This is a genomic window from Microbacterium sp. RU1D (assembly GCF_900156435.1).
Classification (GTDB): Bacteria; Actinomycetota; Actinomycetes; order Actinomycetales; family Microbacteriaceae; genus Microbacterium.
Map to the genome: position 1 here is coordinate 102,194 of NZ_FTPQ01000003.1, position 24,910 is coordinate 127,103.

23 protein-coding genes are annotated in these 24,910 nt (G+C 71.7%); 13 read left to right on the plus strand and 10 right to left on the minus strand.

All coding sequences use genetic code 11. The features are described 5' to 3' along the window. Window positions 1-19: 19 nt before the first annotated feature. Window positions 20-253, minus strand: a complete 234-nt coding sequence (gene nrdH, locus B0B15_RS12660; protein WP_055838040.1) for a glutaredoxin-like protein NrdH — start codon at window positions 251-253, stop codon at window positions 20-22. Between the two features lie 387 nt (window positions 254-640). On the opposite strand from nrdH, the gene B0B15_RS12665 reads away from it, so the two are divergent. After that, window positions 641-1,846: an MFS transporter gene (locus B0B15_RS12665; protein WP_076676662.1), complete on the plus strand. Its 1,206-nt coding sequence runs from the start codon at window positions 641-643 to the stop codon at window positions 1,844-1,846. Window positions 1,847-2,180: 334 nt separating this feature from the next. Here the strand turns inward: B0B15_RS12665 and B0B15_RS12670 are convergent, their stop codons facing one another. Further along, window positions 2,181-2,585, minus strand: coding sequence for a pilus assembly protein CpaE (locus tag B0B15_RS12670; RefSeq protein ID WP_076676664.1), 405 nt, complete (start codon window positions 2,583-2,585; stop codon window positions 2,181-2,183). Window positions 2,586-2,720: 135 nt separating this feature from the next. Here B0B15_RS12670 and B0B15_RS12675 point away from each other — a divergent pair, with 135 nt between their 5' ends. From B0B15_RS12675 to B0B15_RS12700, 5 genes are all read left to right on the plus strand, one after another. Next, entirely contained in the window at window positions 2,721-3,881 is a 1,161-nt protein-coding gene (locus B0B15_RS12675) for an acyl-CoA dehydrogenase family protein (RefSeq protein WP_076676665.1), read from the plus strand. Beyond that, window positions 3,881-5,155 carry a DUF445 domain-containing protein gene (locus tag B0B15_RS12680; protein ID WP_076676667.1) on the plus strand — a complete coding sequence of 425 codons (1,275 nt, stop codon included), beginning with the start codon at window positions 3,881-3,883 and terminating at the stop codon, window positions 5,153-5,155. Before B0B15_RS12675 ends, B0B15_RS12680 begins: the two co-directional genes overlap by 1 nt. Before the next feature lie 77 nt (window positions 5,156-5,232). Then, complete coding sequence (locus tag B0B15_RS12685; RefSeq protein ID WP_076677584.1) at window positions 5,233-5,586, plus strand: gamma-glutamylcyclotransferase family protein; 354 nt, start codon at window positions 5,233-5,235, stop codon at window positions 5,584-5,586. After that, window positions 5,583-6,677 (plus strand): arginase family protein, encoded by a 1,095-nt coding sequence (locus tag B0B15_RS16835; protein WP_083709019.1) that lies wholly within the window; start codon window positions 5,583-5,585, stop codon window positions 6,675-6,677. The genes B0B15_RS12685 and B0B15_RS16835 overlap by 4 nt, the downstream gene beginning before the upstream one ends. Further along, window positions 6,674-7,138: a SixA phosphatase family protein gene (locus B0B15_RS12700; protein WP_076676668.1), complete on the plus strand. Its 465-nt coding sequence runs from the start codon at window positions 6,674-6,676 to the stop codon at window positions 7,136-7,138. Before B0B15_RS16835 ends, B0B15_RS12700 begins: the two co-directional genes overlap by 4 nt. 71 nt (window positions 7,139-7,209) lie before the next feature. On the opposite strand, the gene hutI is transcribed toward B0B15_RS12700, so the two are convergent. Genes hutI through hutH form a run of 3 tightly spaced genes read right to left on the minus strand, consistent with a single transcriptional unit; the run spans window position 7,210 to window position 11,668 of the window. Continuing rightward, window positions 7,210-8,409 (minus strand): imidazolonepropionase, encoded by a 1,200-nt coding sequence (gene hutI / locus B0B15_RS12705; RefSeq protein ID WP_091366527.1) that lies wholly within the window; start codon window positions 8,407-8,409, stop codon window positions 7,210-7,212. After that, entirely contained in the window at window positions 8,406-10,112 is a 1,707-nt protein-coding gene (gene hutU, locus B0B15_RS12710) for a urocanate hydratase (RefSeq protein WP_083709020.1), read from the minus strand. Before hutU ends, hutI begins: the two co-directional genes overlap by 4 nt. After that, complete coding sequence (gene hutH, locus B0B15_RS12715; protein WP_076676670.1) at window positions 10,109-11,668, minus strand: histidine ammonia-lyase; 1,560 nt, start codon at window positions 11,666-11,668, stop codon at window positions 10,109-10,111. Before hutH ends, hutU begins: the two co-directional genes overlap by 4 nt. Before the next feature lie 61 nt (window positions 11,669-11,729). On the opposite strand from hutH, the gene B0B15_RS12720 reads away from it, so the two are divergent. Next, window positions 11,730-12,503, plus strand: coding sequence for an IclR family transcriptional regulator (locus B0B15_RS12720; RefSeq protein WP_076676671.1), 774 nt, complete (start codon window positions 11,730-11,732; stop codon window positions 12,501-12,503). A 328-nt stretch (window positions 12,504-12,831) separates the two neighbouring features. On the opposite strand, the gene B0B15_RS12725 is transcribed toward B0B15_RS12720, so the two are convergent. After that, window positions 12,832-13,836: a LacI family DNA-binding transcriptional regulator gene (locus B0B15_RS12725; protein WP_076676673.1), complete on the minus strand. Its 1,005-nt coding sequence runs from the start codon at window positions 13,834-13,836 to the stop codon at window positions 12,832-12,834. A 250-nt stretch (window positions 13,837-14,086) separates the two neighbouring features. On the opposite strand from B0B15_RS12725, the gene B0B15_RS12730 reads away from it, so the two are divergent. The 4 genes from B0B15_RS12730 to B0B15_RS12745 all read left to right on the plus strand — a co-directional run bounded on the left by B0B15_RS12730 (window position 14,087) and on the right by B0B15_RS12745 (window position 19,297). Beyond that, on the plus strand, window positions 14,087-15,325 hold the full coding sequence (locus tag B0B15_RS12730; protein ID WP_076676675.1) for a sugar ABC transporter substrate-binding protein: 1,239 nt from the start codon (window positions 14,087-14,089) through the stop codon (window positions 15,323-15,325). Window positions 15,326-15,327: 2 nt separating this feature from the next. Next, entirely contained in the window at window positions 15,328-16,437 is a 1,110-nt protein-coding gene (locus B0B15_RS12735) for a carbohydrate ABC transporter permease (protein WP_076676676.1), read from the plus strand. A 77-nt stretch (window positions 16,438-16,514) separates the two neighbouring features. Beyond that, window positions 16,515-17,348, plus strand: coding sequence for a carbohydrate ABC transporter permease (locus tag B0B15_RS12740; protein WP_371113263.1), 834 nt, complete (start codon window positions 16,515-16,517; stop codon window positions 17,346-17,348). Next, on the plus strand, window positions 17,345-19,297 hold the full coding sequence (locus tag B0B15_RS12745; protein ID WP_083709021.1) for a glycogen debranching N-terminal domain-containing protein: 1,953 nt from the start codon (window positions 17,345-17,347) through the stop codon (window positions 19,295-19,297). The genes B0B15_RS12740 and B0B15_RS12745 overlap by 4 nt, the downstream gene beginning before the upstream one ends. Before the next feature lie 278 nt (window positions 19,298-19,575). Here the strand turns inward: B0B15_RS12745 and B0B15_RS12750 are convergent, their stop codons facing one another. Continuing rightward, window positions 19,576-20,052, minus strand: a complete 477-nt coding sequence (locus B0B15_RS12750; RefSeq protein ID WP_076676679.1) for a YbaK/EbsC family protein — start codon at window positions 20,050-20,052, stop codon at window positions 19,576-19,578. A gap of 290 nt (window positions 20,053-20,342) precedes the next feature. Here B0B15_RS12750 and B0B15_RS12755 point away from each other — a divergent pair, with 290 nt between their 5' ends. Next, the gene (locus tag B0B15_RS12755; protein ID WP_076676681.1) at window positions 20,343-21,416 is read left to right on the plus strand and encodes a Glu/Leu/Phe/Val dehydrogenase family protein; all 1,074 of its coding nucleotides are present in this window, start codon (window positions 20,343-20,345) and stop codon (window positions 21,414-21,416) included. Between the two features lie 74 nt (window positions 21,417-21,490). Here B0B15_RS12755 and B0B15_RS12760 read toward each other — a convergent pair whose 3' ends face one another. The 3 genes from B0B15_RS12760 to B0B15_RS12770 all read right to left on the minus strand — a co-directional run bounded on the left by B0B15_RS12760 (window position 21,491) and on the right by B0B15_RS12770 (window position 23,014). Then, window positions 21,491-21,829 (minus strand): histone-like nucleoid-structuring protein Lsr2, encoded by a 339-nt coding sequence (locus B0B15_RS12760; protein WP_076676682.1) that lies wholly within the window; start codon window positions 21,827-21,829, stop codon window positions 21,491-21,493. Window positions 21,830-21,897: 68 nt separating this feature from the next. Further along, window positions 21,898-22,617, minus strand: a complete 720-nt coding sequence (locus B0B15_RS12765) for an acetolactate decarboxylase (protein ID WP_256334315.1) — start codon at window positions 22,615-22,617, stop codon at window positions 21,898-21,900. Between the two features lie 55 nt (window positions 22,618-22,672). Continuing rightward, window positions 22,673-23,014, minus strand: coding sequence for a histone-like nucleoid-structuring protein Lsr2 (locus tag B0B15_RS12770; RefSeq protein WP_371113261.1), 342 nt, complete (start codon window positions 23,012-23,014; stop codon window positions 22,673-22,675). A gap of 189 nt (window positions 23,015-23,203) precedes the next feature. Here B0B15_RS12770 and B0B15_RS12775 point away from each other — a divergent pair, with 189 nt between their 5' ends. Next, a complete protein-coding gene (locus B0B15_RS12775; protein WP_076676687.1) occupies window positions 23,204-24,703 on the plus strand; it encodes an amino acid permease in 1,500 nt (499 codons plus the stop codon). Window positions 24,704-24,910: the final 207 nt, after the last annotated feature.

The following is a 24,910-nucleotide window of genomic DNA, read 5'->3' on the forward strand; positions in this document are numbered from 1 at the left end:
CTGAGAGCCTGTCGCCGGATCAGGCGAGGCGCGACGCGAGCTCGTCGATCTTGTCGGGGCGGAAGCCCGACCAGTGGTCCTCGTCGGTGATGACGACGGGTGCCTGCAGGTACCCGAGCGACTTGACCTGCTCGAGCGCCGACGGGTCTTCGGACAGGTCGAGCACGTTGTACTCGATGCCCTTCGAGTCGAGTGCGCGGTAGGTCGCGGTGCACTGGACGCAGGACGGCTTGGTGTAGACCGTGATCGCCATGTCGTTCTCTCTCTCCCCTGGAAAATCGTCGTCCGGGCGGGCAGGGCTCGCCGGGACCTCAATACTACATATGGGGACGGACATCGGAAGGCACCACAAGGGGTAGTAGTTACATCCGTGTGATTTTCCACCGTCTCTCCCCATGTACAACACAGGTTGTCCACGATTTCATCCACAGATCGACCCCCTTCAGAAGCGTTGTTAACAGGCGCGATTCCGCGGTTCTCGCGGCGCCTGCATCCGTCTCTCCACAGATCGGACGCTAGACGGGGGTTCCGACATCGCACAGGCGGTGGAATTCGTCGCCCGGCGTGTCGCGGCGTGTCGCGGCGGCGGGCCGAACCGACGCCCCGCACGGATGTCGGAGGCGGGCTGTAGCGTTGTGCGGTGGCCGGCTACCGCGAACTCCTCCGAACCCCTGGCGTGGGGCGCATCATCGCCGCGCAGCTGACCGCGCGCTTCCCCAACGGGATGACCAGCCTCGCCGTCCTGCTGCACATCGAGCACGTCACGGCCTCGTACGGGGCGGCGGGTCTCGTCCTGGCCGCCACGAGCATCGGGCAGGCCGTGGCGGGCCCGGTCACGAGCCGCTGGATGGGGCGCTGGGGAATGCGTCGCGTCCTCACCGTGACGCTCCTCGTGTGCGCCGCGGCCATCGCCACCCTCGCGCTCATCGAGATGCCGCTGCCCCTCTACATGACGCTCGGTCTCGTCGCGGGCCTGTCGACACCCCCGATCCAGTCGGCGGTGCGCACGATCTACCCCAAGATGGTCAACTCGAAGCAGCTCACCCCGCTGTACTCCCTCGACGCGTCGCTGCAGGAGATCATCTGGGTGCTCGCGCCCGTGCTCATCACCCTCGTCGCCACGCAGGTCGGCACGGTCCCCGGGCTTCTGCTGGTGGTCGTCATCCTGATCGGCGGAGGCGCGTGGTTCATCCTCAGCCCCGAGGTGGGGCGCGTGCGCATCCCGCGCAGTCGCCGGGGACTGGGGCGCGTGCTGACCAAGCCTCCCGTCATCCTCGCCACCGCGACCGGGTTCCTGCTCATCGGCGCATGCGCCGCCGTCGAAGCGGGCGTCGTCGCCACCTTCGACCACGGGGGCCTCGAGGCCGGGCTCATCCTCGCCGTCTTCGCGGTGGGCAGCCTCGCCGGCGGGCTCTCGTTCGGGCACATCCCGATCGGCCCCTGGGCCATGGCGCGCCGCCTCGCGATCGTCGCCCTCGGCCTCTCGCTCACGATCGTCTCGCTCAATGCGTGGTGGCTCGGCGCGACCCTCCTCGTCGCCGGCGCCGGCATCGCGCCCGCCCTCGCGGTGATGTTCGCGATGACCTCCGCGAGCGTCCGCTTCAGCGAGACCGCCGAGGCCTACGGCTGGATCAGCACGGGCCAGCTCATCGGCGCCGCCGCGGGCTCCGCCGTCGCGGGGCTCCTCATCGACGGCATCGGTCCCACCGGTGCCTACGTCGCGGCGGCGGCCTTCGCGGTCGCCGGTTTCGTCGTCGCCGCCGTGTTCGTGCGCGGCTTCCCCGACCTGCGTCACCGCGACGCGAGCCCGATCCCCGACACCGAGCCGGTCGAGACCATCACCTGACCGGATGCCGGGCACCTCGGCATCCGCGATCCCTAGCGAACGCGCGGGGCCCCTCAGGTACGCGCTCGAGAACCGGATCGGGGCGCATTACGCCACTCGGGGCGCATGTTGCGCGCCCCGAACGCACAATCGCGCCCCGAACCCGCCCCACCGCGCCAGACCCGGCGCGCACTCGCGGCGCCGCCGTGATCGGCGCCCTGAGCGCCCCGGCGGCGAGTGATCGGTTCGGGGCGCATTCCGCCAGTCGGGGCGCATCTCGCACGCCCCAAACGCACAATCGCGCCCCGAACCAGCCCCACCGCGCGGCCACCGCAAGCGAGGGAGAACGCACCGCTCAGTGCGTGCGGCGCAGCAGCTCCAGCACGGCGAGCGCGTAGGCGTCCTCGGGGGCGGGGTGGTCGAAGACGAGGGTCGATCCGCCGACCGAGATCTCGACCTCGTAGGTGTCCGACAGCCGCCGCAGCGACCGGAAGGTCGAGCGCAGCATCTCGCGGAGCTGCAGCTCGGACGGCAGCCACAGGGCCTCCTCGGTCGCCACGGAATCCAGCGCCCACTCGGTCGTGCCGTTGAAGGCGAGGATGCGACCCGTGGGGTACTCGCGCGGCTCGACCGTCATGTCGCTGACGGTGAACACGTCGGCCTCGAACTCGGGCTCGTCGAGCTGGAAGCGATCACCGGATCGCGGATGCCACACCAGCCCCGCCTCGCGCAGGGCCAGGGCCATCTCGGTGGAGATCATGGCATCCATTCTGGGGGGAGATCGCCGGAGGGCGGCCGAACGAGCGCCACTGCGCGACGCCTCACGGTCTACGGCGCGTCGACCCGCCTGTCACCCCCGGCCGCGATGTCGGTGGGCGCGAGCAGAATGGATGCCATGAGCTCGTTCGATCCGGCCCGGTACCTGCCCGACGATCTGCTCGCGCGCATCCGCGAGCGGGCGGTCGTGCACGATCGCGAGAACACGTTCCCCCACGACGACCTCGATGACCTGCGCGCCGCGGGGTATCTCGGCATCCTCGTGCCGGTGGAGCGGGGAGGCGCCGGGCTCGGGCTGGCGGAGGCGTCGGTGCTGCAGCAGCGATTGGCGGGTGCCGCGCCGGCGACGGCGCTGGCGGTGAACATGCACCTGGTGTGGACCGGGGTGGCGAAGGTGCTGCGCGATCGCGGCATCGACGATCTCTCCTTCGTCGAGGAGGGCGCGGCGGCCGGCGAGGTCTTCGCGTTCGGCATCAGCGAGGCGGGGAACGACCTCGTCCTGTTCGGCAGCGACACCACCGCCGAACCCGACGGCGAGGGCGGCTACCGCTTCACCGGCACGAAGATCTTCACCTCCCTCTCCCCCGCGTGGGATCACCTGGGCGTGCACGGGCTCGACACCACCTCGCCCGACGGGCCGAAGATGGTGTTCGCGTTCCTCGATCGCGACGACGCCGTGGTCACCCGTGACGACTGGGACACCCTGGGCATGCGCGGAACGCAGAGCCGCACTACCGAGCTGCGGGGCGCGCACGCTCCCGCCCACCGCGTGGTGCGTCGGCTCGACCCGGGGCCGCAGCCCGATCCACTCGTGTTCGGCATCTTCGCGGTGTTCGAGATCCTGCTCGCCTCGGTCTACACGGGCATCGCACGTCGCGCCCTCGATCTCGCGGTCGAGGCGGCGACCTCGCGCCGGTCGAAGAAGACGGGCACCACCTATGCCAACGACCCCGACATCCGCTGGCGGGTGGCCGACATGGCGCTCGCCTACGAGGCCCTCCCCCCGCAGCTCGCTGCCCTCGCCCACGACGTCGACGCCCTCGTCGACCACGGCGGGCGGTGGTTCTCGCTGCTCGCGGGCGTCAAGCACCGCGCGGTCACGACGGCCAAGACGGTCGTCGACGACGCCATCCTCGTCGGCGGCGGCGCGGCCTACTTCTCGCGCAACGAACTGAGCCGGCTTTACCGTGACGTACTCGCCGGCATGTTCCACCCCTCCGACCCGGAGTCGGCGCACTCGACCGCCGCGGCCGCGTGGCTCGGGCCGGTGACCGCCTGATGGCGCGCACGCCCACGGCCGCCCTCAGCCCGGCCGATCAGGAGCGCCGGCGCGCACTGCACGTCATGAAGGGGGTGGCCCTCGGGGCGCTGCTGGCCATGGCCCTCGTCTTCGCGGTCTCGTTCTCGCTGCAGCGCGAGGTCGAGTGGCTGCAGTACGTGCGTGCCGCGGCCGAAGGCGGCATGGTCGGCGCCCTCGCCGACTGGTTCGCCGTGACCGCCCTGTTCCGGCATCCACTGGGGCTTCCCATCCCCCACACCGCGATCATCCCCCGCCGCAAAGACGAGATCGGGCGGCAGCTGGGAGAGTTCGTCGAGACGAACTTCCTCGAGGGCGACGTCGTGCGCACGAAGCTCGAGTCGACCCCGCTCTCGGCGCGGGCCGGGGCGTGGCTGGCCGAGCCGGCGCACGCCGAGCGCGTCGCCGCGGAGGGGGCCACCCTCGCCACGAGCGTGCTCACCGCGCTCGACGACGACGACGTGCAGGGCCTGATCGAAGACCTCGCGCGCGAGCACCTGCTCTCCCCCGACTGGGGCCCCTCGATCGGCGGGTGGCTGCAGCGCGTGGTCGGCGCCGGCGCGCACCACGGCGCCGTCGACCTGGCCCTCGACAACATCGCCGTGTGGCTCGGCAACAATCGCGACACCTTCCAGGGGCTCGTGTCGCGCCGCCTGCCGTCGTGGGTTCCGAGCATGGCCGCCCGTCTCGTCGACGACACCGTCTACCGCGAGGCCGTGCAGTTCGTCGATGCGGTGCGGGCCGACCCCCGCCATCAGGCCCGCGACGCAGTCGACGGCTACCTCGCGCGTCTCGCCGACAACCTGCAGCACGATCGCGCCACCATGGTGCGCCTCGAAGAGGCCAAGGCCGCCGTCTTCGACAGCCCGCGGGTGCGTCAACTCGCCGCCGACGCGTGGAACACCGCCAAGGCCGGCCTGCTGCGCTCCCTCGCCGACCCCGACAGCGCGCTGCGCCGCCGGGCCGCCGCGGCGCTGGCCGAGGTGGGCGAGCGCCTGCAGCACGACGAGACCCTGCAGCGGCGCGTCGACGGCTGGGTCATCGACGCGGCGGTCTTCGTCGTGGGGCGCTACCGGCACGACATCGCCTCGATCATCACCGACACCGTCGAGCGGTGGGATGCCGAGGAGACCACCGAGAAAATCGAGCTCATGGTCGGCCGCGACCTGCAGTACATCCGCCTGAACGGCACCATCGTGGGGGCCCTGGCCGGCGTGGTCATCTTCACCGTCGCCCATTTCATCTGGGGCTCATGATCATCCGCGCCCGCGCGTGCACATCGACCTCGCGTCGCACCGCGCGTGGGCCCGCACCGCTCGGTAGCCTGAGCCTCGTGAGCGACGGTTCGGGGCCGGAGGAGTGCCTCTTCACCTACGGGACGCTGCAGCTGCCCGCCGTGCAGCTCGACACGTTCGGCCGACTGCTCGAGGGAGAGGACGACGCGCTCCCGGGTTACCGACTCGAATGGACCGACGTGGGCGACGAGCGCGTGGCCCAGCTCTCGGGACTCGACGAGCACCCGATCCTGCGCCGCACCGACGATCCCCGCGACCGGGTCTTCGGACGCGTGCTGCTCCTCACGCCCGATGAGCTCGACGCAGCCGACGAGTACGAGGTCTCCCTCTACCGTCGCGCGTCGGTCACTCTCGCGAGCGGCCGCCGCGCCTGGGTCTACGTGGCCGCATGAGCGCGCTGTCAGTCGATTCGCTGTGGCCGCGGGCCGGTGACTGGCCGTTGCCGACGGAGGGGACGGATGCCGTCCTCCTGGGCGTGCCGACCTGGCGCACCTCGCTGTCGCCGACCGGTGCCGGTGCGACCCCCGCGGCGGTTCGCGCCGCCCTGCGCCGCTACTCCCCGACGCTGATGGGACCGCCGCCGATCGACCTCGCCGACGTGCTGCGCATCGCCGATGCGGGCGACGTCGCCGACCCCGACGGCCGCGACGGCGAGGCGCGCGTGCGCGCGGCGGTCGGCGCCCTGGCGGGCTCGCGGCTGGTCATCGCCCTGGGCGGCGATAATTCCGCGACGTACGCCGTGGCCCAAGGACGCGGGTCGCGCGGACTGATCACCCTCGATGCCCACTTCGACCTGCGCGACGGCGAATCGAACGGCTCGCCCGTGCGTCGTCTCATCGCGGACGGCCTCGACCCGCGCCGCATCGTGCAGATCGGCATCGCCGACTTCGCCAACTCCGCCGCCTACGCGCGTCGCGCCGCCGACGCGGGCATCACCGTCATCACCCTCGACGAGGTGCGCCGCCGCGGGATCGACGACGTCGTCGCGCACGCCCTGCACGTCGCCGGTAAGGCGGACACGCCTGCCTCTGACGAAGCGGGGGCGGTCGCCGGCAAGGCGCGCCCGACCGGCACCGGGGCCCACGTCGCCGATGCCCCAACCCACGCCGCCGACGCCTCCTCCCCCGCCGCCCCGACCCAGGCCGAGTCCTCCCCCCACGCCGCTGCCGGGACCAATGCCGACTCCCACCCCCGCGCCCCCGAAGCCGCCACTGCCCCGGCCGCCGTCGGCGGCGTCCACCTCGACATCGACGTCGACGTGTGCGACCGCGCGGTGGCCCCCGGATGCCCGGCGAGCGTCCCGGGCGGGCTCGCCGCCTGGGAGCTGCGCGGCCTCGTGCGCGCCCTCGCCCGAGACCCCGGCGTGACCAGCGCCGACATCGTCGAGGTGGACGCCACGGCAGACACCGACGACGGCCGCACGGTCCGACTGGCCGCACTGTGCGTCCTGGAACTCCTGGCAGGAATGGCGGAAAGACGATGATCCAACTCGTGCTCGCGCGTCACGCGAAGTCGGACTGGGCCGATGAGGGCCTCGACGACCACGACCGTCCCCTCAACGACCGTGGGCGCCGCGACGCTCCCGCGGTCGCGCGCGCGGTGCTGCGGGCGGGGGTGCGACCCGAGGTGCTGCTGTCGAGCACGGCACTACGAGCGCGCGAGACCGCCGCGGTGTTCGCGCGCACCTTCGACGCCGAGGTGACCGAGCAGGCCGAGCTCTACCTCGCCGAGCCCGACCAGCTGCTCACGGCGGCCCGCGCCGCCGGCAGCGACGAGGTCATGGTCGTCGCGCACGACCCCGGCATGAGCGCCCTCGTCTCGCGTCTCGCCGACCGCGACGTGCGCATGGTCACCTGCGCCGTCGCCGTCTTCACCTGGCACGACGGCACCTGGGACGACGTGGATGCCGTCGCCCCCGACGAGTTCGAGCTGTTCACGCCGTAGCCGCCGGACGTCCGCCGCGCGACGGCGCCCGCCGACCGCATCCGTGCGGCGGGCGTCCGCCCCGCGTCAACTCAGACCGCGATCCCGTCCTTCCACACGCGTCGCACGAGCGGCACCCCCGGCCGGTAGGCGAGGTGCACGCGCGTCGGTGCGTCGAGCAGCACGAGGTCCGCCCGTGCCCCCGGGGCGATGACGCCGACATCCGTACGGCGCAGCGCCCGGGCTCCCCCGGCGGTCGCCGCCCACACGGCCTCCGCGGGCGTCATCTCCATCTCCCGCACCGCGAGGGCGACCATCAGGGGCATCGAGCTGGTGAAGCTCGATCCCGGATTGCAATCGCTCGCCAGTGCGACGGTGACGCCGGCGTCGAGCAGTCGGCGGGCGTCCGGGTACGGCTGCCGGGTCGAGAACTCCACACCCGGCAGCAGGGTCGCGACCGTGTCCGACGCGGCGAGCGCATCCACGTCGGCGTCGGTGAGGTAGGTGCAATGGTCCACGGCGGCCGCCTCGCGGTCGACGGCGAGAGCCACGCCGTCGCCGAAGCCGAGCTGATTGCCGTGCACCCGGATGCCGAGACCCACCGCCCGCCCCGCGTCGAGCACCCGCCGGGCCTGGTCGGCCGTGAACGCGCCGTCGTCGCAGAACACGTCGATCCAGCGCGCGTGCGGCGAAACCGCCGCGAGCATCGGGCCCGTGACGAGATCGACGTACGCCTCGGCCCGCCCGGCGAACTCCGTCGGCACGACGTGGGCGCCGAGGAAGGTCACCTCATCCGTGACCTCTGCGGCGAGCCGGGCCAGCCGCGCCTCGTTCTCGACGTCGAGGCCGTAGCCGGTCTTGATCTCGAGCGTCGTCGTGCCCTGGGTCCGGCATTCGGCGACGAGCGTCCGCAGTCGCGCGCGGAGGTCGTCGTCCGATGCGGACCGGGTCGCCGCGACGGTGGTGCGGATGCCGCCCGCGGCATACGTCTCGCCCGCCATGCGCGCGGCGAACTCGTCCGCGCGGTCGCCGGCGAAGATGAGATGCGTGTGGCTGTCGACGAACCCCGGAACCACGGCGCGACCCCCGACGTCGACGACCGGGAGCCCGTCGCCGGCCTGGTCCCTCGTCGTGCCCACGGCATCCCTCGGACCGGCCCACTCCACCCGCCCCCGTCGCACGAGCAGCGCCGCATCGCGGATCGTGCCGCACGGGTCGCCATCGGCGGCGACGTTGGTCGTCAGCTCCCCGATGCCCGTCAGCCAGAAGGAGCTGTCCGCCGCCGCGCTCACCACATCGGCACCGTCAGGCCGCGCTCGGCGGCGACCTCGCGAGCGCGGTCGTAGCCGGCATCCACGTGCCGCATGACGCCGGTGCCGGGGTCGTTGACGAGCACGCGCGCGAGCTTCTCGGCGGCCAGAGGGGTGCCGTCGGCGACGCACACCTGCCCCGCGTGGATGCTGCGGCCGATGCCGACGCCCCCGCCGTGGTGGATCGACACCCACGACGCTCCGCTCGCGGTGTTCAGCAGCGCGTTCAGCAGCGGCCAGTCGGCGATCGCGTCCGACCCGTCGGCCATCGCCTCGGTCTCGCGGTACGGGGAGGCGACGGAGCCGGCGTCGAGGTGGTCGCGGCCGATGACGATCGGCCCCGACAACTCGCCCGACGCCACCATCTCGTTGAACCGCAGCCCCGCGAGATGACGCTCCTGGTAGCCGAGCCAGCAGATGCGCGCCGGCAATCCCTCGAAGCGCACCTTCTCCCCGGCCTTCTCGAGCCAGCGGTGCAGGGCGGTGTCGTGCGGGAACAGCTCGGCGACGGCACGGTCGGTCTTGGCGATGTCCTCGGGGTCGCCCGACAGCGCCACCCAGCGGAACGGGCCCTTCCCCTCGGCGAAGAGCGGGCGGATGTAGGCCGGCACGAACCCCGGGAACGTGAAGGCGCGGTCGTAGCCGCCCAGCTCCGCCTCGCGGCGGATCGAGTTGCCGTAGTCGAACACCGCGGCTCCGGCATCCTGGAATCCCACCATCGCCTTCACGTGCGCGGCCATGCTCTCGCGCGCCCGGCGGGTGAACTCCTCGGGGTCGCGCACGGCCTCGGCCGCCCCGTCCTTCACCGACGTCCCGACGGGCAGGTACGACAGGGGGTCGTGCGCGCTCGTCTGGTCGGTGACGATGTCGATCCGGATGCCGCGGGCAAGCAGTTCCGGGAAGATCTCGGCCGCGTTGCCCTCGACGCCGACGGACAGCGCCTCTCCCGCTTCGCGCGCAGCGGTCACCCGTGCGATCGCGGAGTCGAGGTCGTCGGCGACCTCGTCGAGGTAGCCGTGGGCGACGCGGCGGTCGAGGCGCGCGCGGTCGACGTCGACGATGAGCACCGCGCCGCCGTTCATGGTCACCGCGAGGGGCTGCGCGCCTCCCATCCCGCCGCAACCGGCCGTGAGGGTGAGGGTGCCGGCGAGCGACGCCCGGCCGAGCGAGCGCGCCACCGCGGAGAACGTCTCGTACGTGCCCTGGAGGATGCCCTGCGTGCCGATGTAGATCCACGACCCGGCGGTCATCTGGCCGTACATCGTGAGTCCGAGGCCTTCGAGCCGGCGGAACTCGGGCCACGTCGCCCAGTCCCCCACGAGGTTGGAGTTGGCGATGAGCACGCGCGGCGCCCACTCGTGCGTGCGGAAGACGCCGACGGGCTTGCCCGACTGCACGAGCAGCGTCTCGTCGGGCTCGAGCTCGTCGAGGGTGCGCACGATCGCGTCGTACGCGGCCCACGAGCGCGCGGCCCGCCCCGTCCCGCCGTACACGACGAGGTCGTCGGGACGCTCGGCCACCTCGGGATCGAGGTTGTTCATCAGCATGCGTTTCGCCGCCTCGGCGCCCCAGCTCTTCGCCGTCGGTGTGGCGCCGCGGGCGGCCCGGATCCCGGATGCCACGCGGCTGGCATCCGACTCCGGCGGCACCGGGGCGGCGCCGGGGCGGGTGGTGGTGTCGGTCATGCGCGATCTCCTTCGATCAGGGCGAGGGCGGTCCGGGCGACCGCTCCGGAGGCGACGAGGTCGGTGACGGCCTCGATCTCGGGCGAGACGAAGCGGTCGGGTCCGGGTCCCTGCACGCGCGAGCGCACGAGGTCGCGCACGGCTCCGGTGGCCGACGCGGGCTGGAGCGGTGCGCGCAGGTCGAGGGCGCGGCATCCGGTGAGCACCTCGATCGCGAGCACGCGGGCGAGCCCGTCGACCGCGCGGCGGAGTTTGCGGGCGCCGGCCCATCCCATCGAGACGTGGTCCTCCTGCATGGCGCTCGACGGGATCGAGTCGACCGAGGCGGGGGCCGCGAGCCGCTTGAGCTCCGACACGATGCCCGCCGCGGCGTACTGCGCGATCATCAGGCCCGAGTCGACGCCGACCTCGTCGGCCAGGAACGGCGGCAACCCGTTGCTGCGCGCCACGTCGAGGGCCCGGTCGGTGCGCCTCTCCGACATCGATGCCACATCCGCCACCGCGATCGCGAGGAAGTCGAGCACGTACGCCACCGGGGCGCCGTGGAAGTTGCCGTTGGACTCGACGCGACCGTCCACAGTGACGACGGGGTTGTCGACGGCGGATGCCAGCTCCCGCCCGGCGATCTGCGCGGCATGGGCCATCGTGTCGCGGGCGGCGCCGTGCACCTGGGGGGCGCAGCGCAGCGAGTAGGCGTCCTGCACGCGCGTGCACTCGGGCCCGCGGTGGCTGGCGACCAGCGGCGAGCCGGCCAGCAGCGCGCGGAGGTTCGCGGCGGAGGCGGCCTGACCGAGCTGCGGCCGCAGGGCCATGAGGTCGGCCGCGAAGACGGCATCCGTCCCCAGCTGCGACTCGATCGAGATCGCCGCGGCGACGTCGGCCGTGGTCAGCAGCGTCTCGAGGTCGTGGAGGGCGAGCAGCAGCATGCCGAGCATGCCGTCGGTGCCGTTGATGAGCGCCAGCCCCTCCTTCTCGCGGAGCGCGACGGGCGTGATCCCGGCCGCGGCGAGGGCGTCGGCGGCCGCGAGGGCGTGCCCCGCGGCATCCCGCACCTCACCCTCGCCCATCACGGCGAGCGCGACGTGCGACAGGGGAGCCAGGTCGCCCGAGCAGCCGAGCGAGCCGTACTCGCGCACGACGGGGGTGATGCCGGCGTTCAGCAGGGCCGCGTAGGTCTCGACCACGATCGGGCGCACCCCCGCGCGGCCGGTCGCGAGCGTCTGGAGGCGCAGCAGCATGAGGGCGCGGACGACCTCGCGCTCGACCTCGGCGCCGGTGCCGGCGGCGTGCGAGCGGATGAGGCTCGCCTGCAGCTGCGCGCGACGGTCGTCGGCGATGAACGTCGTCGCGAGAGCTCCGAACCCCGTCGAGATGCCGTAGTGCGGCTGCGGGTCGTCGGCGAGCGCCTCGATGAGGGCGCGCGTGTCGGCGACGCGCTGCAAGGCGTCATCGTCCACGACCACCCGGGCGCCGTGGCGCGCGACTTCCACGACGTCGCGGGGGCGGAGGGTGGCCGATCCGACGGTGACGGATTCGACGGTGAGGCTCGTGTGCATGAGGCGATTCCACCGCTTCCGCCGTCCCGGAACGACGAGGTTCTGGCATCCTGTGTCTGTCATGCCAGACATTCCCCGCCCGCAGGTGCCCGCCGCCGATCAGACGCTGCGGATCCTCTCGCTGCTCGCGCGGCAACCCGGCCCGGTGGCCGCGCAGACCATCGCGACCGCCCTCGGCATCCCGCGATCGAGCACCTACCACCTGCTCGCGACCCTCGAGGCGCACGGCTACGTCGTGCACCTGCCGGGCGACCGCCGCTGGGGGCTCGGCACCGCCGCGTTCGAACTGGGCGGAGGTTACGCGCGACAGCAACCGCTCGCGCGCCTCGGTCGTCCCCTGCTCGCCGCCCTGTCCGACCGCGTGGGAGAGAGCGCGCACCTCGCCGTGCTCGCCGGTCGCGACGTGCTGTACATCGTCGAGGAGCGGGCCCCGCGCCGCCCGGCGCTCGTGACCGACGTGGGCGTGCGCCTCCCCGCGCACCTCACGGCGACGGGCCGGGCGATGCTCGCGGCCCTCCCCCGCGAGCAGGTGAGAGCCCTGTTCCCGGATGCCACGGCCCTCACGCAGCGCCACGGCGTGGGCCCCGCCACCCCGCGCGGCCTGCGCGAGCTGCTGCGCCAGGTGCGCACCGCCGGTCACGCGAGCGAGAACGGCGAGGTCACGCCGGGATTCCGCTCCGTCGCCGCCCCGGTGCTCGACCACGCCGGCTGGCCCGCCGCCGCCGTCGCGGTCACCTGGCCGTCCGACGGCCCCGCGCGCGACGCCGACGCCCTGGCCGAGGCCGCGGCCGCCACCGCCGCCGAGCTCGCCCGCCGTATCGGCCGCCCCGCCTGACGCGGCTCAGCGTGCGACTCCCCCCGGCCCACGCCCTTTTCGGGGCGAATTCCCTCGTTCGGGGCGCACGATTGCCGCCCCGAGATGCAGATCACGCCCCAAACCATTGCGGTGTTCGCGCGCGAGGGTGACCACGCTCGTCCGCACATCGCCCCGCCCGCGCGGCACGGCCCTGAGGACGTCGGCCGCGCCGGATTTGGGGCGCATTCCGTCATTCGGGGCGCACGATTACCGCCCCAAGATGCAGATCACGCCCCAAACCGCCGCTCACCACCCCACACGCCTGCGCCGACGGACAGCCGGGGACCGGGCAGCCGCGCGCCGCACGTCAGCGCACGACCAGCCGCGGCTCCACGAGCACGTGCGCGGCCCCGGCCGTCGCGGGGCGCGGGGCGACCACCGTGCCGTTCTCCCCCATCAGCAAGTCGAGGGCTCCGGATGCCACCCGCTCGGGCAGCTGCTCGACGCTGGAGAGTCCGAGGGCCTCGGCCGCGGGCGTGTTGTCGAACCCGATGATGCGGATATCGGGGCGACCGGCCAGGGCCGTCGCGAGATGCGCGCCGATGGCGAGCGAGTCGCTCGCGCACACGATCGAGGTCACGTCGGGATCGCTGCGCAGGCCGCTCTCGACCGCGTCACGGGCGAGGGCCACGCTGTCCTCGACGACCCATCGTGGTCCCCGTGCCGCGCCGACGCTCTCGCGCCACCCGCGCTCGCGCTCGTCGCCGGTCCCCGACCCCTCGGGCCACCCGAGGAAGGCCACGCGACCGTCGGCGCGCTCGAGCGCGTGGGCGGTCGCGGCTCGCGTCCCCGCCGCGCCGTCGACGTCGACCCAGAGGTGGGCGGGGGCCTCGACGTCGTCCTCGCCCCACGGCCGGCCGAACGACACGAACGGCAGCCCGCGCCGAGTGAGCCACCCGGTGCGCGGGTCGCCGTGGAAGGTGCCGGTGATGACGACGGCATCCACCTCGCCCCCCTCGAGGAGGTCGCCGAGGCGGTCGATCTCCTCCTCGGCCGTGCGGGCGGCGTACAGCAGCACCCGCATGTCGCGTTCTCCGGCGCGTTCGGTGAGCGCGTGCACGAAACGGTCGAGGACGACACCGGCGATCCCGCCGGCATACGGATCGAGATGGATGCCGATGGTGGAGCTGCGGCGGGTGCGCAGCCGTCGCGCGGCCGCGTGCGGTCGATAACCGAGTTCGGCGATCGCCGCCTCGACGCGGAGGCGAGTGGACTCGCGCACGATGTCGGGGGTGTTCACGACGTTCGACACCGTCTGGCGCGAGACGCCCGCGAGGCGCGCGACGTCGTCGACCGTCGGAGCTTTGACCATCTCGGTCCTGCCCTGTGCCATGCGATTCCCTTCCGCCGGCGCCCGCGGCGCGGCTGCGCGGCGGCGGCCGTCCGGCGATTCCCGCGCGCTCGACGGGCGCACGCCAGGTCGTCAGCCTAGGCCGACGGCCGACGGCTTGACATCGTCCCCCGCCGTTCCTTACCGTAGTCGCACCGTCATTTGATCGTTCAAACCGACGGCCCTCCGAGCACCCGGAGGGGTCGCATGCCTCATCGAAGGAGAGAGACACATGACACGGCATCCTGTCCGCCCCTGGCTCACCGCGGGCGCGCTGCTCGCCACCGGAGCCCTCACGCTCACCGCCTGCGGATCGGGCTTCAACGACGCGCCCGGCGAGGGGCAGGCCTCCGGCAGTGGGAAGCTCAGTATCCTCATCGGCTCGTCGGGCGACGCCGAGACGCAGGCCGTCACCGACGCCGTCGCCGCCTGGAGCGAGCAGTCCGGCGTCGAGGCCGAGGTGCAGACCGCCAACGACCTGCCGCAGCAGCTCTCGCAGGGCTTCGCAGCCGGCTCCCCGCCGGACCTCTTCTACCTCGCCCCCGAGGCGCTGGCCGGCTACGCCTCGAACGGCTCGATCGCCGCGTACGGCGACGACCTCGCCAACAAGGACGACTTCTACCCCTCGCTCGTCGACAACTTCACCGTCGACGGCACTTTCTACTGCGCCCCGAAGGACTTCTCCACCCTCGCGCTCATCATCAACGCCGACCTGTGGGCGGCGGCCGGACTCACGGATGCCGACATCCCCACGACGTGGGACCAGCTGGCATCCGTCTCCCAGAAGCTCACGGCCGACGGCCGGGTGGGTCTCGCATTCGGCGCCGAGTACCAGCGCGTCGGCGCCTTCATGGCGCAGGCGGGCGGCGGCCTCGTCACCGACGGGAAAGCCACCGCCGACAGCGCCGCGAACGTCGAGGCGCTGACCTACGTCAAGACGCACCTGAACGACGGCACCTTCGCCTTCGCCTCCGACGTGGGCGCCGGTTGGGGTGGCGAGGCGTTCGGCACGCAGAAGGCCGCGATGGTCATCGAGGGCAACTGGATCACGGGCGCGATGTCGGCCGACTACCCCGACGTGAACTACACCGTCGCCGAGCTCCCCGCGGGCCCCGGTGGCAAAGGCACCCTGCAGTTCACCAACTGCTGGGGGATGGCCGCCGACAGCGGCAACCAGGAGCAGGCCCGCTCGCTGGTGGAGTACTTGACCGGCACCGACCAGCAGCTGGCGTTCTCGAAGGCCTTCGGCCCGATGCCCTCGATCCAGTCCGCCGCCGACGCGTGGTCCAGCGCCAACCCCGAGCAGACCGCGTTCCTCGCGGGCGCCGAGTACGCGCAGTTCCCGCCGAACATGGCCGGCGCGGCCGACGTCATCACCGACTTCAACGCCCAGCTCGAGTCGCTCAAGACCGGCGACCCGCAGGCGCTGCTGTCGACGGCGCAGTCGAACCTCGAGGCCATCGTCGAGTAATCATGAGTGCTCTCACCACAGCGCCTCGCCGCGCCGGGTCCCCCTCCTCGGGGATCCGGCGCGGCGAGGCCGCCGCCGGGTGGCTGTTCACCGCCCCGGTGCTGATCATCCTCGGCGTGTTCCTCCTCGTCCCCGTGCTCATGGCGCTGTGGGTGAGCTTCTCCGACTGGACCGGGCGCGGCAGCCCGTTCTCCTCGAACGTCGGCTTCGTGGGACTCGACAACTACGCCGCCGTCACCACCGGTGGCGGTCTCGCCGAGCGCGACTTCGGCACCGCCCTGCGCAACAACGCCTGGTACGTGCTGCTCGTCGTCCCGCTGCAGACCGCTCTCTCGCTCTTCCTCGCCGTCCTCGTCAACCGGGCGGTCCTGCGCGGACGCGGCCTGTTCCGCACCGCGTTCTACTTCCCCTCGGTCACCAGCTCCGTGGCGATCACCGTGCTGTGGCTCTTCCTCTTCTCGGCATCCGGCGCGGTCAACGAGGTGCTCTCGTGGCTCGGCATCAACGGGCCCAACTGGTTCAGCGACCCCTCCGGCGTCGTGCACAACCTGCTCGGCGCGGTGGGCCTGACGAACGGCCCCGCCTTCCTCACCGGCAACACGCTCCTGGGCGTGTCGTGGTGGGACTGGCTCGCCGGCCCCTCGGTCGCCATGTCGGCGTTCATCCTCATGGCCGTCTTCACGACCTCGGGCACGTTCATGCTGCTCTTCATCGCGGGACTGCAGAACATCGGCGCCGACGTGCAGGAGGCCGCGATGATGGACGGCGCCAACGGCTGGCAGCGCTTCTGGCGCGTGACCCTGCCGCAGCTCAAGCCCGTGCTCTTCACCGTGCTCACCCTGGGCCTCATCGGCACCTGGCAGGTGTTCGACCAGATCTACACCGGCACCCAGGGCGGCCCCGGCAAGACGACGCTGACCCCCGCCTACCTCAGCTACTCCTCCGCCTTCCTGTCGCAGCAGTGGGGCCAGGGCGCGGCGATCGCGTTCGTGCTCTTCGTCATCATCGTCGCGCTGACGATCCTCCAGCGCTTCGTCCTGCGCGATCGTCCGGTCTCGAAACGTCGCATCCGCCAGTACGAGGTGCGCGCGCAGAAGGGGGTCACGCGATGACCGCCACGGCATCCCCGCAGACGACGGTGCTCGCGGAGCAGCGCGTCGACGGCCCCACGCGCCCCGCGAAGCACCGCATGTCGGCGAAGACCCTGCGCTGGCAGATCGGCCTGTACGTGCTGCTGATCGCCCTCGCGATCGTGTACATCTACCCGTTCCTGGTTCAGGTGGCGACCTCGTTCAAGACGGATGCCGCCGCCGCGGCCGACCCGATCTCGCTCACGCCGCAGCCCTTCACGTGGGCCGCGTACGAGCGGCTGTTCCTGAACTCCGACTTCCCCGTGTGGTTCGGCAACTCGGTCGTCGTGACGGTGTTCGTCACCGCAGGCCGGGTGTTCTTCAACTCCCTCGCGGGGTACGCCCTTGCGCGCCTGCAGTTCCGCGGGCGCGGGCTGGTGTTCGCGGGCCTGGTCGCGGTCATGGCCGTTCCCGCCGTCGTCCTGCTGATCCCGAAGTTCCTCGTCATCAACCAGCTCGGCATCTACGACTCCTACGCCGGCATGATCCTGCCCCTCCTCGTGGATGCCGCGGGCGTGTTCATCATGAAGAACTTCTTCGAGTCGATCCCACCGTCCGTCGAGGAGCAGGCGCGCATCGACGGAGCGAGCACGTTCCGCATCTTCTGGTCGGTCGTGCTGCCGATGGCGCGCCCCGCGCTCATCACCATCGTCATCCTGTCGTTCCAGGGATCGTGGAACGAGCTCAGCCACTTCGTCATCTCCACCCAGTCGCCCGAGCTCACCACCCTCACCAAGGGCGTGGCCGCCCTCGCCAGCGGGCAGCTCAGCCAGGGCAGCCAATTCCCCCTCAAACTCGCGGCCGCGGCCATCATGACGATCCCGGTCGCCGTGGTGTTCTTCATCTTCCAGCGCCGCATCATGAACGCCAGCGAAGGAGCCGTCAAAGAATGACCACCGCCCCCACCACCTCGCCGAACGGGACGACGACGACCACCATGCCCCTGCAACCCCTCTTGAACGACGCCCTCATCGTGCTGCGGGCCCCCACCCAGGTATGGTCCGACGCGACCGGCGACATGGGCGCCGCGGCGGTCCACGGCATCTACCACGGCGACGTACGGCACCTCAGCTCGCTGGTGGCTTCGTGCGACGACTCGCCGATCGAGTGGATCTCGACCGCGCCCGACGGCGCGTCGCGTGTCGTGTTCGGGGGGCTGCTGCGCGGGATCGACGACACCACTCCCGACCCGAAGGTGCGGCTGCTGCGCGACCGCCGGGTCGGCAACGGCGTCGTCAGCGAGTCGTGGACGGTCCGCTCGCGCATCGACCGGCCGATCCGCACCACCGTGCGGCTGCACCTGAGCCCGGAGTTCGCTCAGCTGCACGAGGTGAAGTCCGGCCACGCCCGCCCCCGTGCCGCCAAGACGGTGCTCGAGCAGGAGGGCGTGCGCGTCGACGCCGGTGCGCAGGGGCTCACCCTCGTCGCCCCCGGCGCCGACGTGTCATCCACGGAGAACGGTCTCGAGGCCGCGTGGACCATCGCGGTTCCCGCGTTCGGCGAGGTCGAGGTGGGCTTCACCCTCGCGCTGCGCGACGACGCCCTCGTCGTGGACTCGCCGTCGGTTCCGGCCCGCTGGGATGCCGCGGCCGTGGCATCCGGCGCCTCAGACCCCCGCCTCGCGCGGTGGCTGCGGACGGCCCTCGACGATCTCGACGCGCTGCGCCTCGTCCTCCCCGAACACCCCCACGACGAGTTCTTCGCGGCCGGAGCGCCCTGGTTCTTCACGCTCTTCGGACGCGACTCGATCTGGGCCGCACGCCTGGCCCTCCCGCTCGACCGCGAGATCGCGGCATCCACCCTCCGCGTGCTCGCGCGTCTGCAGGGAACCGACGACGACGCCCCGACCGCGCAGGAGCCGGGCAAGATCCTGCACGAGCTGCGGGCGTCGTCGCTCGAGATCCCGGGCGAGGGCATCGTGCTGCCGCCGAAGTACTACGGCAGCGTCGACTCGACGCCCCTGTGGATCTGCCTGCTCGCCGACGCCTGGCGTGCCGGTATGCCCGAGGCCGAGGTGCGCGAGCTGCTCCCGGCGCTGCGCGCGGCGCTCGGCTGGATCCGCGACAGCGGCGACAGCGACGGTGACGGCTTCCTCGACTACATCGACCGCCTCGGAACCGGTCTGTCGAATCAGGGCTGGAAGGACTCCGGCGACTCGATCCAGTGGCGCGACGGGCGTCTCGCCGAGGGTCCGATCGCCCTGTGCGAGGTGCAGGCGTACGCCTACGAGGCCGCCCTCGCCGGCGCCGACCTTCTCGAGGCCCTCGGAGCGGACACGGATGCCGACGACGTCGCGTTCTGGCGCGCCTGGGCGGTCGACCTCAAGACGCGTTTCGCCGCGACGTACTGGGTCGAGACGCCCGAGGGCCGCTACCCCGCCGTCGCCCTCGACAACGCCAAGCGCCCCGTCGACACGCTCACCAGCAACATCGGGCACCTGATCGGCACCGGCATCCTCTCCCCCGACGAGGAGCAGCACGTCGCGTCGCTCCTGCTCGGCGAGAGCATGTCGAGCGGGTACGGCATCCGCACGATGTCGACCGGCGCCGCCGGCTACTGGCCGGTGTCGTACCACGGGGGCAGCGTCTGGGTGCACGACACCGCGATCGCCGCCCACGGCATGCTGCGCGCGGGCCTGACCGCCGAGGCGCGGACGGTGGTCGACGGCCTGCTGGATGCCGCCGAGGGCTTCGCGTACCGCGTACCCGAGTTGCACTCCGGCGACCAGCGCACCCACTCCTCGGTGCCCACGCCGTATCCCGCCGCGTGCCGCCCGCAGGCGTGGTCGGCCGCGGCCGCCGTCGTGTGCCTCACCGCCCTCACGCCCTCCCCCCCGGCGTGAGCCCGCCGGGCGGCGCGGACCCCCCGCCGCGCCGCCCGGTCCTACCCTCTTCCACGGTTCGGGGCGCGTTCTTCCGTTCGGGGCGCGAAATTCATGCCCCGAACGACGAATCGCGCCCCGAACCCACGACTCACCGCGGTGAGGGTGCCACTCTGACGGGCCGGCGCGACGGCCGCCTCACCGGTCTCGGGGCGGATTCTGCCGTTCGGGGCGCGAGGTTCTCGCCCCAGATGCCGGACTGCGCCCCGAACCCGCCGACCCGCGCGCCGCGCCCGCGCTCACGCGACCCGCGCCACCGTCCCGCCGGTCACCCGCACGAGCTCGTCGAACGTCAGCGGGAACACCGTATGCGGCGTCCCGCCCGCGGCCCAGATCTCCGCGAACGCCGCGAGGTCCTCGTCCACGACGGTCGTCAACGGCGCCGGGTGCCCGGTCGGTGCGACTCCCCCGATCGGCTGACCGGTCGCGGCGAGCACCTGTTGGGGCGTCGCCCGTCGGATCGCCCCCCGCCCCAGCCGTCGGGCCAGCGCCGTCGTGTCGACCCGGTGCGCCCCGCTGGTCATCACGAGGAGCGGCTCGTCATCGCTCCAGAACACCAGACTGTTGGCGATCGCCCCCACCTCGATGCCCAGGGCCGCGGCGGCCAGGGCCGCCGTGGACGCCGCATCCGGGAGCACCACGATCTCCCCGGGGATGCCGGCGGCCGCCAACGACGCGGCGACGAGACGGCTCCGGGTGGGCAGGGCGTCGGTCATGCCCGACAGCCTAGGACGGTCTGCGGTCGGGTCGCCCGGTCGGCGTCGACGCCCCGGCGGTGCACGACCCGCCCCGGGAGCCGCGTCCCGCGCGAGCCGACGCCCCCCCCCGAACCGTTCGTCCGTTCCGTTCGACGGATCCCGGCAGGCGCCCCCACCGGCAGCGTCGCGCCGACTCCGCGCGGCCCCATCGCGCTCCGCCGCCGCGCGCGTCAGAATGGTGTCGGATGCCGCAACGCCGCGGCCTCCGGAACGTGCCGCCCACAAGGCGACCGACGACAAGGAACGCGATGACCAACGCCCTGCCCCTGCCCGATTTCACCCACGAGCGCGTGGAGGTGATGACGGGACGCCGCAGCGGCCTGTTCATCGCCGTCGCCCTGCACTCCTCGGTCCTCGGCTCCGCCCTCGGCGGAGCGCGGCTGTGGACCTATCCCTCGTGGACCGACGCCCTCGGCGACGCCCTGCGGCTGTCCGCGGCCATGACGCTGAAGAACGCCGCCGCCGGCCTCGACGCGGGCGGAGGCAAGAGCGTCATCGGCCTGCCCGAGGGCACCGTCCTCGACGCGGACCGCCGGCGCGCGGCCTTCCTCGACCTCGGCGATGCCGTCGAGAGCCTCGGCGGCCTGTACCGCACAGCCGAAGACGTGGGGTCCACCACCGACGACATGCTCGTGGTGAGCGAGCGCACGGCCCACGTCGTGGGCCTGCCCGACACGGTGGGCGGTTCGGGAGAGCCGGCCGGTCCCACCAGCCTCGGCGTCTACGCCGCCCTTGTCGCGACGCTCGAGCGTGCGGTGGGCACCGGCGAGGTCACCGGTCGCCGTATCACGATCGCGGGCCTCGGGCAGGTCGGCAGCCGACTGGCCGAGCGCCTGGCGACCGAGGGTGCGACGCTGACGGTCACCGACGTCAACCCCGCCAAGCGCGCGCTGGCCGCCGAGCTGGGCGCCGCGTGGGTCGAGCCGAGCGAGGCGCACCTGGTGCCGGCCGACGTGTTCGTCCCCGCCGGCATCGGCGGCGTCCTGACCGACGCCGTCATCGACGCTCTGGACGCGCGCGCGGTCTGCGGTCCGGCCAACAACCCGCTCGCTGAGCGTACGGGCGCCGAGCGCCTCGCCCGACGCGGCATCCTCTACGCCCCCGACTTCGTGGTCAACGCCGGCGGGGTGATCTACCTCGACCTCGTCGCCAAGCAGCGCGGCACGCTCGAAGAGATCATGGGACGCGTCGCCGACATCGGCGACACCGTGCGCCGGGTGTTCGACGAGGCCGAAACGCGCGGGGTCACCCCGCTCGCCGCCGCCGAAGGCATCGCCGCCGAGCGTCTCGCCGTCGGAGCCGGCGACGGCGCCCTCGTCTGACACGCCCGGGATGACGAGAGCCGGATGCCCTTTCGACGAGATCGTCGAGGGGCATCCGGCTCTTCACGTATACCTCAGTGCACCGCGTCGTAAGCCGCGAGCACGGCTGCCGAAATACGCCCTCGCGCATTGACGGGGTGCCCATTCTTTTCGGCCCACCTGCGCACGTCGACGAGATCGCGCGTGGATGCCGGGCGTCGGCGCGACTCTTTGCGCACAGACGGTGCGGAAAGACCGACGGCGCGCCCCGCGGAGATGAAAGGGGAGAACGCCTCGCGCAGCTTCTCCGCATTCTCGCCGGAAAGATCGATCTCGTAGGAACGCCCTTCGAGGGAGAAGTGCACGGTTGTTCCATCGTCGATGACGGAACCGTCGAGATCGTCGATCAACTGGGTGATGTGCTTTTTCGCCATGCGCCGATCGTAAGTGGGCATTTCCGCCTGCCGGGGGGCGGACTATTGCGAATTCACCCGCTTCATCGTCAGCTTTCACCGGCGTCGGAAGAGGACGGACGACTCTCGACGGCGACGATCCGATGGTCGTCGTCGTGCGTGAGTTCGGTCCGACGGAATTGCTCGTCATCGGGCAGTTGCAGGAGAAGGCGCGCATATGCCGCCATGCGCAGTCGACCTTCGCGCACACGCACGTCGAGGACATGACCGCCCACCGTGCGGTCGTCGCTGAGGAAATGCAGGTGAAGGCCCGCCACCGTGATGCCCTGATAGATGCGGGGCATCCAGAAGCCCACGAGAGTACCCGCGCACGACGTCGACACCGTCTCGATCTGCTCGGCGGCGACCTCCGCCAAGGGGCGGAAGGGCGCCTCCTGCTTCCGCGTCACGCGCGTGCGCACGCGCGCCATCACGCCGTCCAGGCGCACCGCGTGGAACAGGTTGCGACTGGCCAGGCGCGCTTCGACATCACTCTCGAGGCGGGCGAAGTCGAGATCGCCGACGGCACCGTCCACCGCGTCGCCCAGCGTGCACACGTCGACGAACGGCAGGGTCTCGCCCGGGTCCATAGGTCGCGGCGCGGCCCCGGGCGTGCATTCGAAGGGCACGCCGTCGAGGACGACGACCTCACCGCCCAGTCCCTCGCAGCAGCCGATCCCGGTATCGCCGAATTCAACGACCGTGGACACCTCGATACCGGAGGAATACACGCCGCCCAGAAGGGCGTCGAGCACAGCGAATTGCGTCACCGCGCCCGACGCGATATCGGCCGTCGACCGACCGATCGGAGAATCCGAGGGGATCTCAGGAATTGGCGTCGGCGTACGCGTCGAGGATGGACGCGGGAACGCGACCCCGGTCGCTCACGGTGTGTCCGTTGGCACGGGCCCATTCGCGGACGGCACCGAGATCGACATCGCTGGAACGACGCGGCGCGCGCGAACGACGCGTGGTGGCGCCTCCTCGCGAGACCGACCGAGCCGCGTCCACGAAAGGCGCGATCGCCGAATAGAACTTGTCGGCATTCCGGTCGGAAAGGTCGATCTCATAAGCGCGACCCTCGACGGAGAAAGTGATCTGCTTACCCTGTCCGTCTTCGAGGACGGTGCCGTCGAGATCGTCGACGAGATGCGTGATGTGCTTCATAGCCATAATACGAAAAACCTTACACCGACATTCGATGAATTACCCGGACGCAGAACGGTGTGATAGCCCTCAGGTCGTGCGGCGGTGGGGCGATAGTCACGGGCGACGCCAGGGACTATTCTCCGGGGGTGGTGTTCGCTCCGGGGACACCTCCTGACACAGAGATCCGTCGAGACAGGGAAGCGTCGCGTGAGCCTTTTCCGTACCAAGTCGGTGGAGCAATCCATCGCCGACACCGATGAGCCGGAGTTCCGCCTCAAGAAATCCCTCAGCGCGGTCGACCTGACCGTCTTCGGCGTGGGCGTCGTCATCGGCGCGGGCATCTTCACCCTCACCGGGCGCGCCGCACACGACGTGGCAGGACCCGCCGTGGTGATCAGCTTCATCATCGCCGCGATCGCGTGCGGCCTCGCGGCCATGTGCTACGCCGAATTCGCCTCGACCGTGCCCGTCTCGGGGTCGGCGTACACCTTCTCGTACGCGTCTCTCGGCGAGCTGTTCGCGTGGATCATCGGGTGGGATCTGATCCTGGAGATGTTCCTCGGTGCGAGCGTCGTCGCGCAGGGGTGGAGCGCCTACCTCGGCACCTTCCTCGAGCAGATCGGCATCGTGCTGCCCGCGGAGATCTCCTACGGCGGCGTCGTCGACCTCCCCGCCATCCTTCTCGTGCTGGTGCTCGGCGGCCTGATGACCCTCGGCATCAAGGAATCGCTGCGCGTGAACCTCGTTCTCGTGGCCGTGAAGCTGTTCATCGTGCTGTTCGTCATCATCGCCGGCATCCTGTTCATCAACCCCGCCAACTACAGCCCGTTCGTGCCCGAGTCGGCGCCCACCGAGTCGGCGTCGGGTCTGACGCAGCCGCTGCTGCAGTTCCTCTCCGGCCTCGAGCCCGCGACCTTCGGCGTCGGCGGCATCCTCGCGGGAGCCGCTCTGGTGTTCTTCGCCTACATCGGGTTCGACGTGGTGGCCACCACCGCCGAAGAGACCAAGCGCCCCCAGCGCGACCTGCCGATCGGCATCATCGCGTCGCTCGTGATCTGCACGATCCTCTACTGCGCGGTCGCCATCGTCGTGACGGGCATGGTCCCCTACTCCGACCTCAACCCCTCGGCGGCTCTCGCCAACGCGTTCGCCTTCCACGGGCAGACCTGGATGGCCACTGTGATCGCGGCCGGCGCCGTGGCGGGTCTCACCACGGTGGTCCTGACCCTGCTGATCGGCGCCACGCGCATCATCTTCGCGATGTCACGCGACCGCCTGCTCCCCGGCGCGCTCGCGAAGGTGCACCCGCGCTTCCGCACGCCGTGGGTCATCTCGATCATCGTCACGATCATCGTGGCCGTCGTCGCCGGTCTCACGCCGATCGGCGTGCTCGAGGAGATGGTCAACATCGGCACGCTCTCCGCCTTCGTGCTCGTCTCGATCGGGGTGATCGTGCTGCGACGCAAGCGTCCCGATCTCGAGCGCGGGTTCCGCGTGCCGTTCAGCCCGGTGCTGCCGATCCTGTCGGCGCTCATCTGCACCTACCTGATGCTCAACCTCTCGGTCGAGACCTGGCTGCGCTTCCTCATCTGGCTCGCCCTCGGCTTCGCGATCTACTTCGCGTACTCCCGCCGGAATGCGCGCCTGGCCACCGGCGCCCCGCTGGACCCGACGAAGCCCAACGTGGTCGCGCCCCCGAAGGACTGACCCCGGCCCACCGGATGCCGCGGCCGCACCGTCTCGAACGGTCGGGGTCGCGGCATCCGTCGTCCTCCCCTCATCCGCGCGATCGATGTCCGGTTCGCGCTCGTCATCCCTCCGGATGATTTCCGGCTCCGGTGCGCCGTGCGGCCCCGGGGAGACGGAGGCGTCCCCCTAGGGTGGTGATGTTCGATGACGACGGTTTCCGTTCCG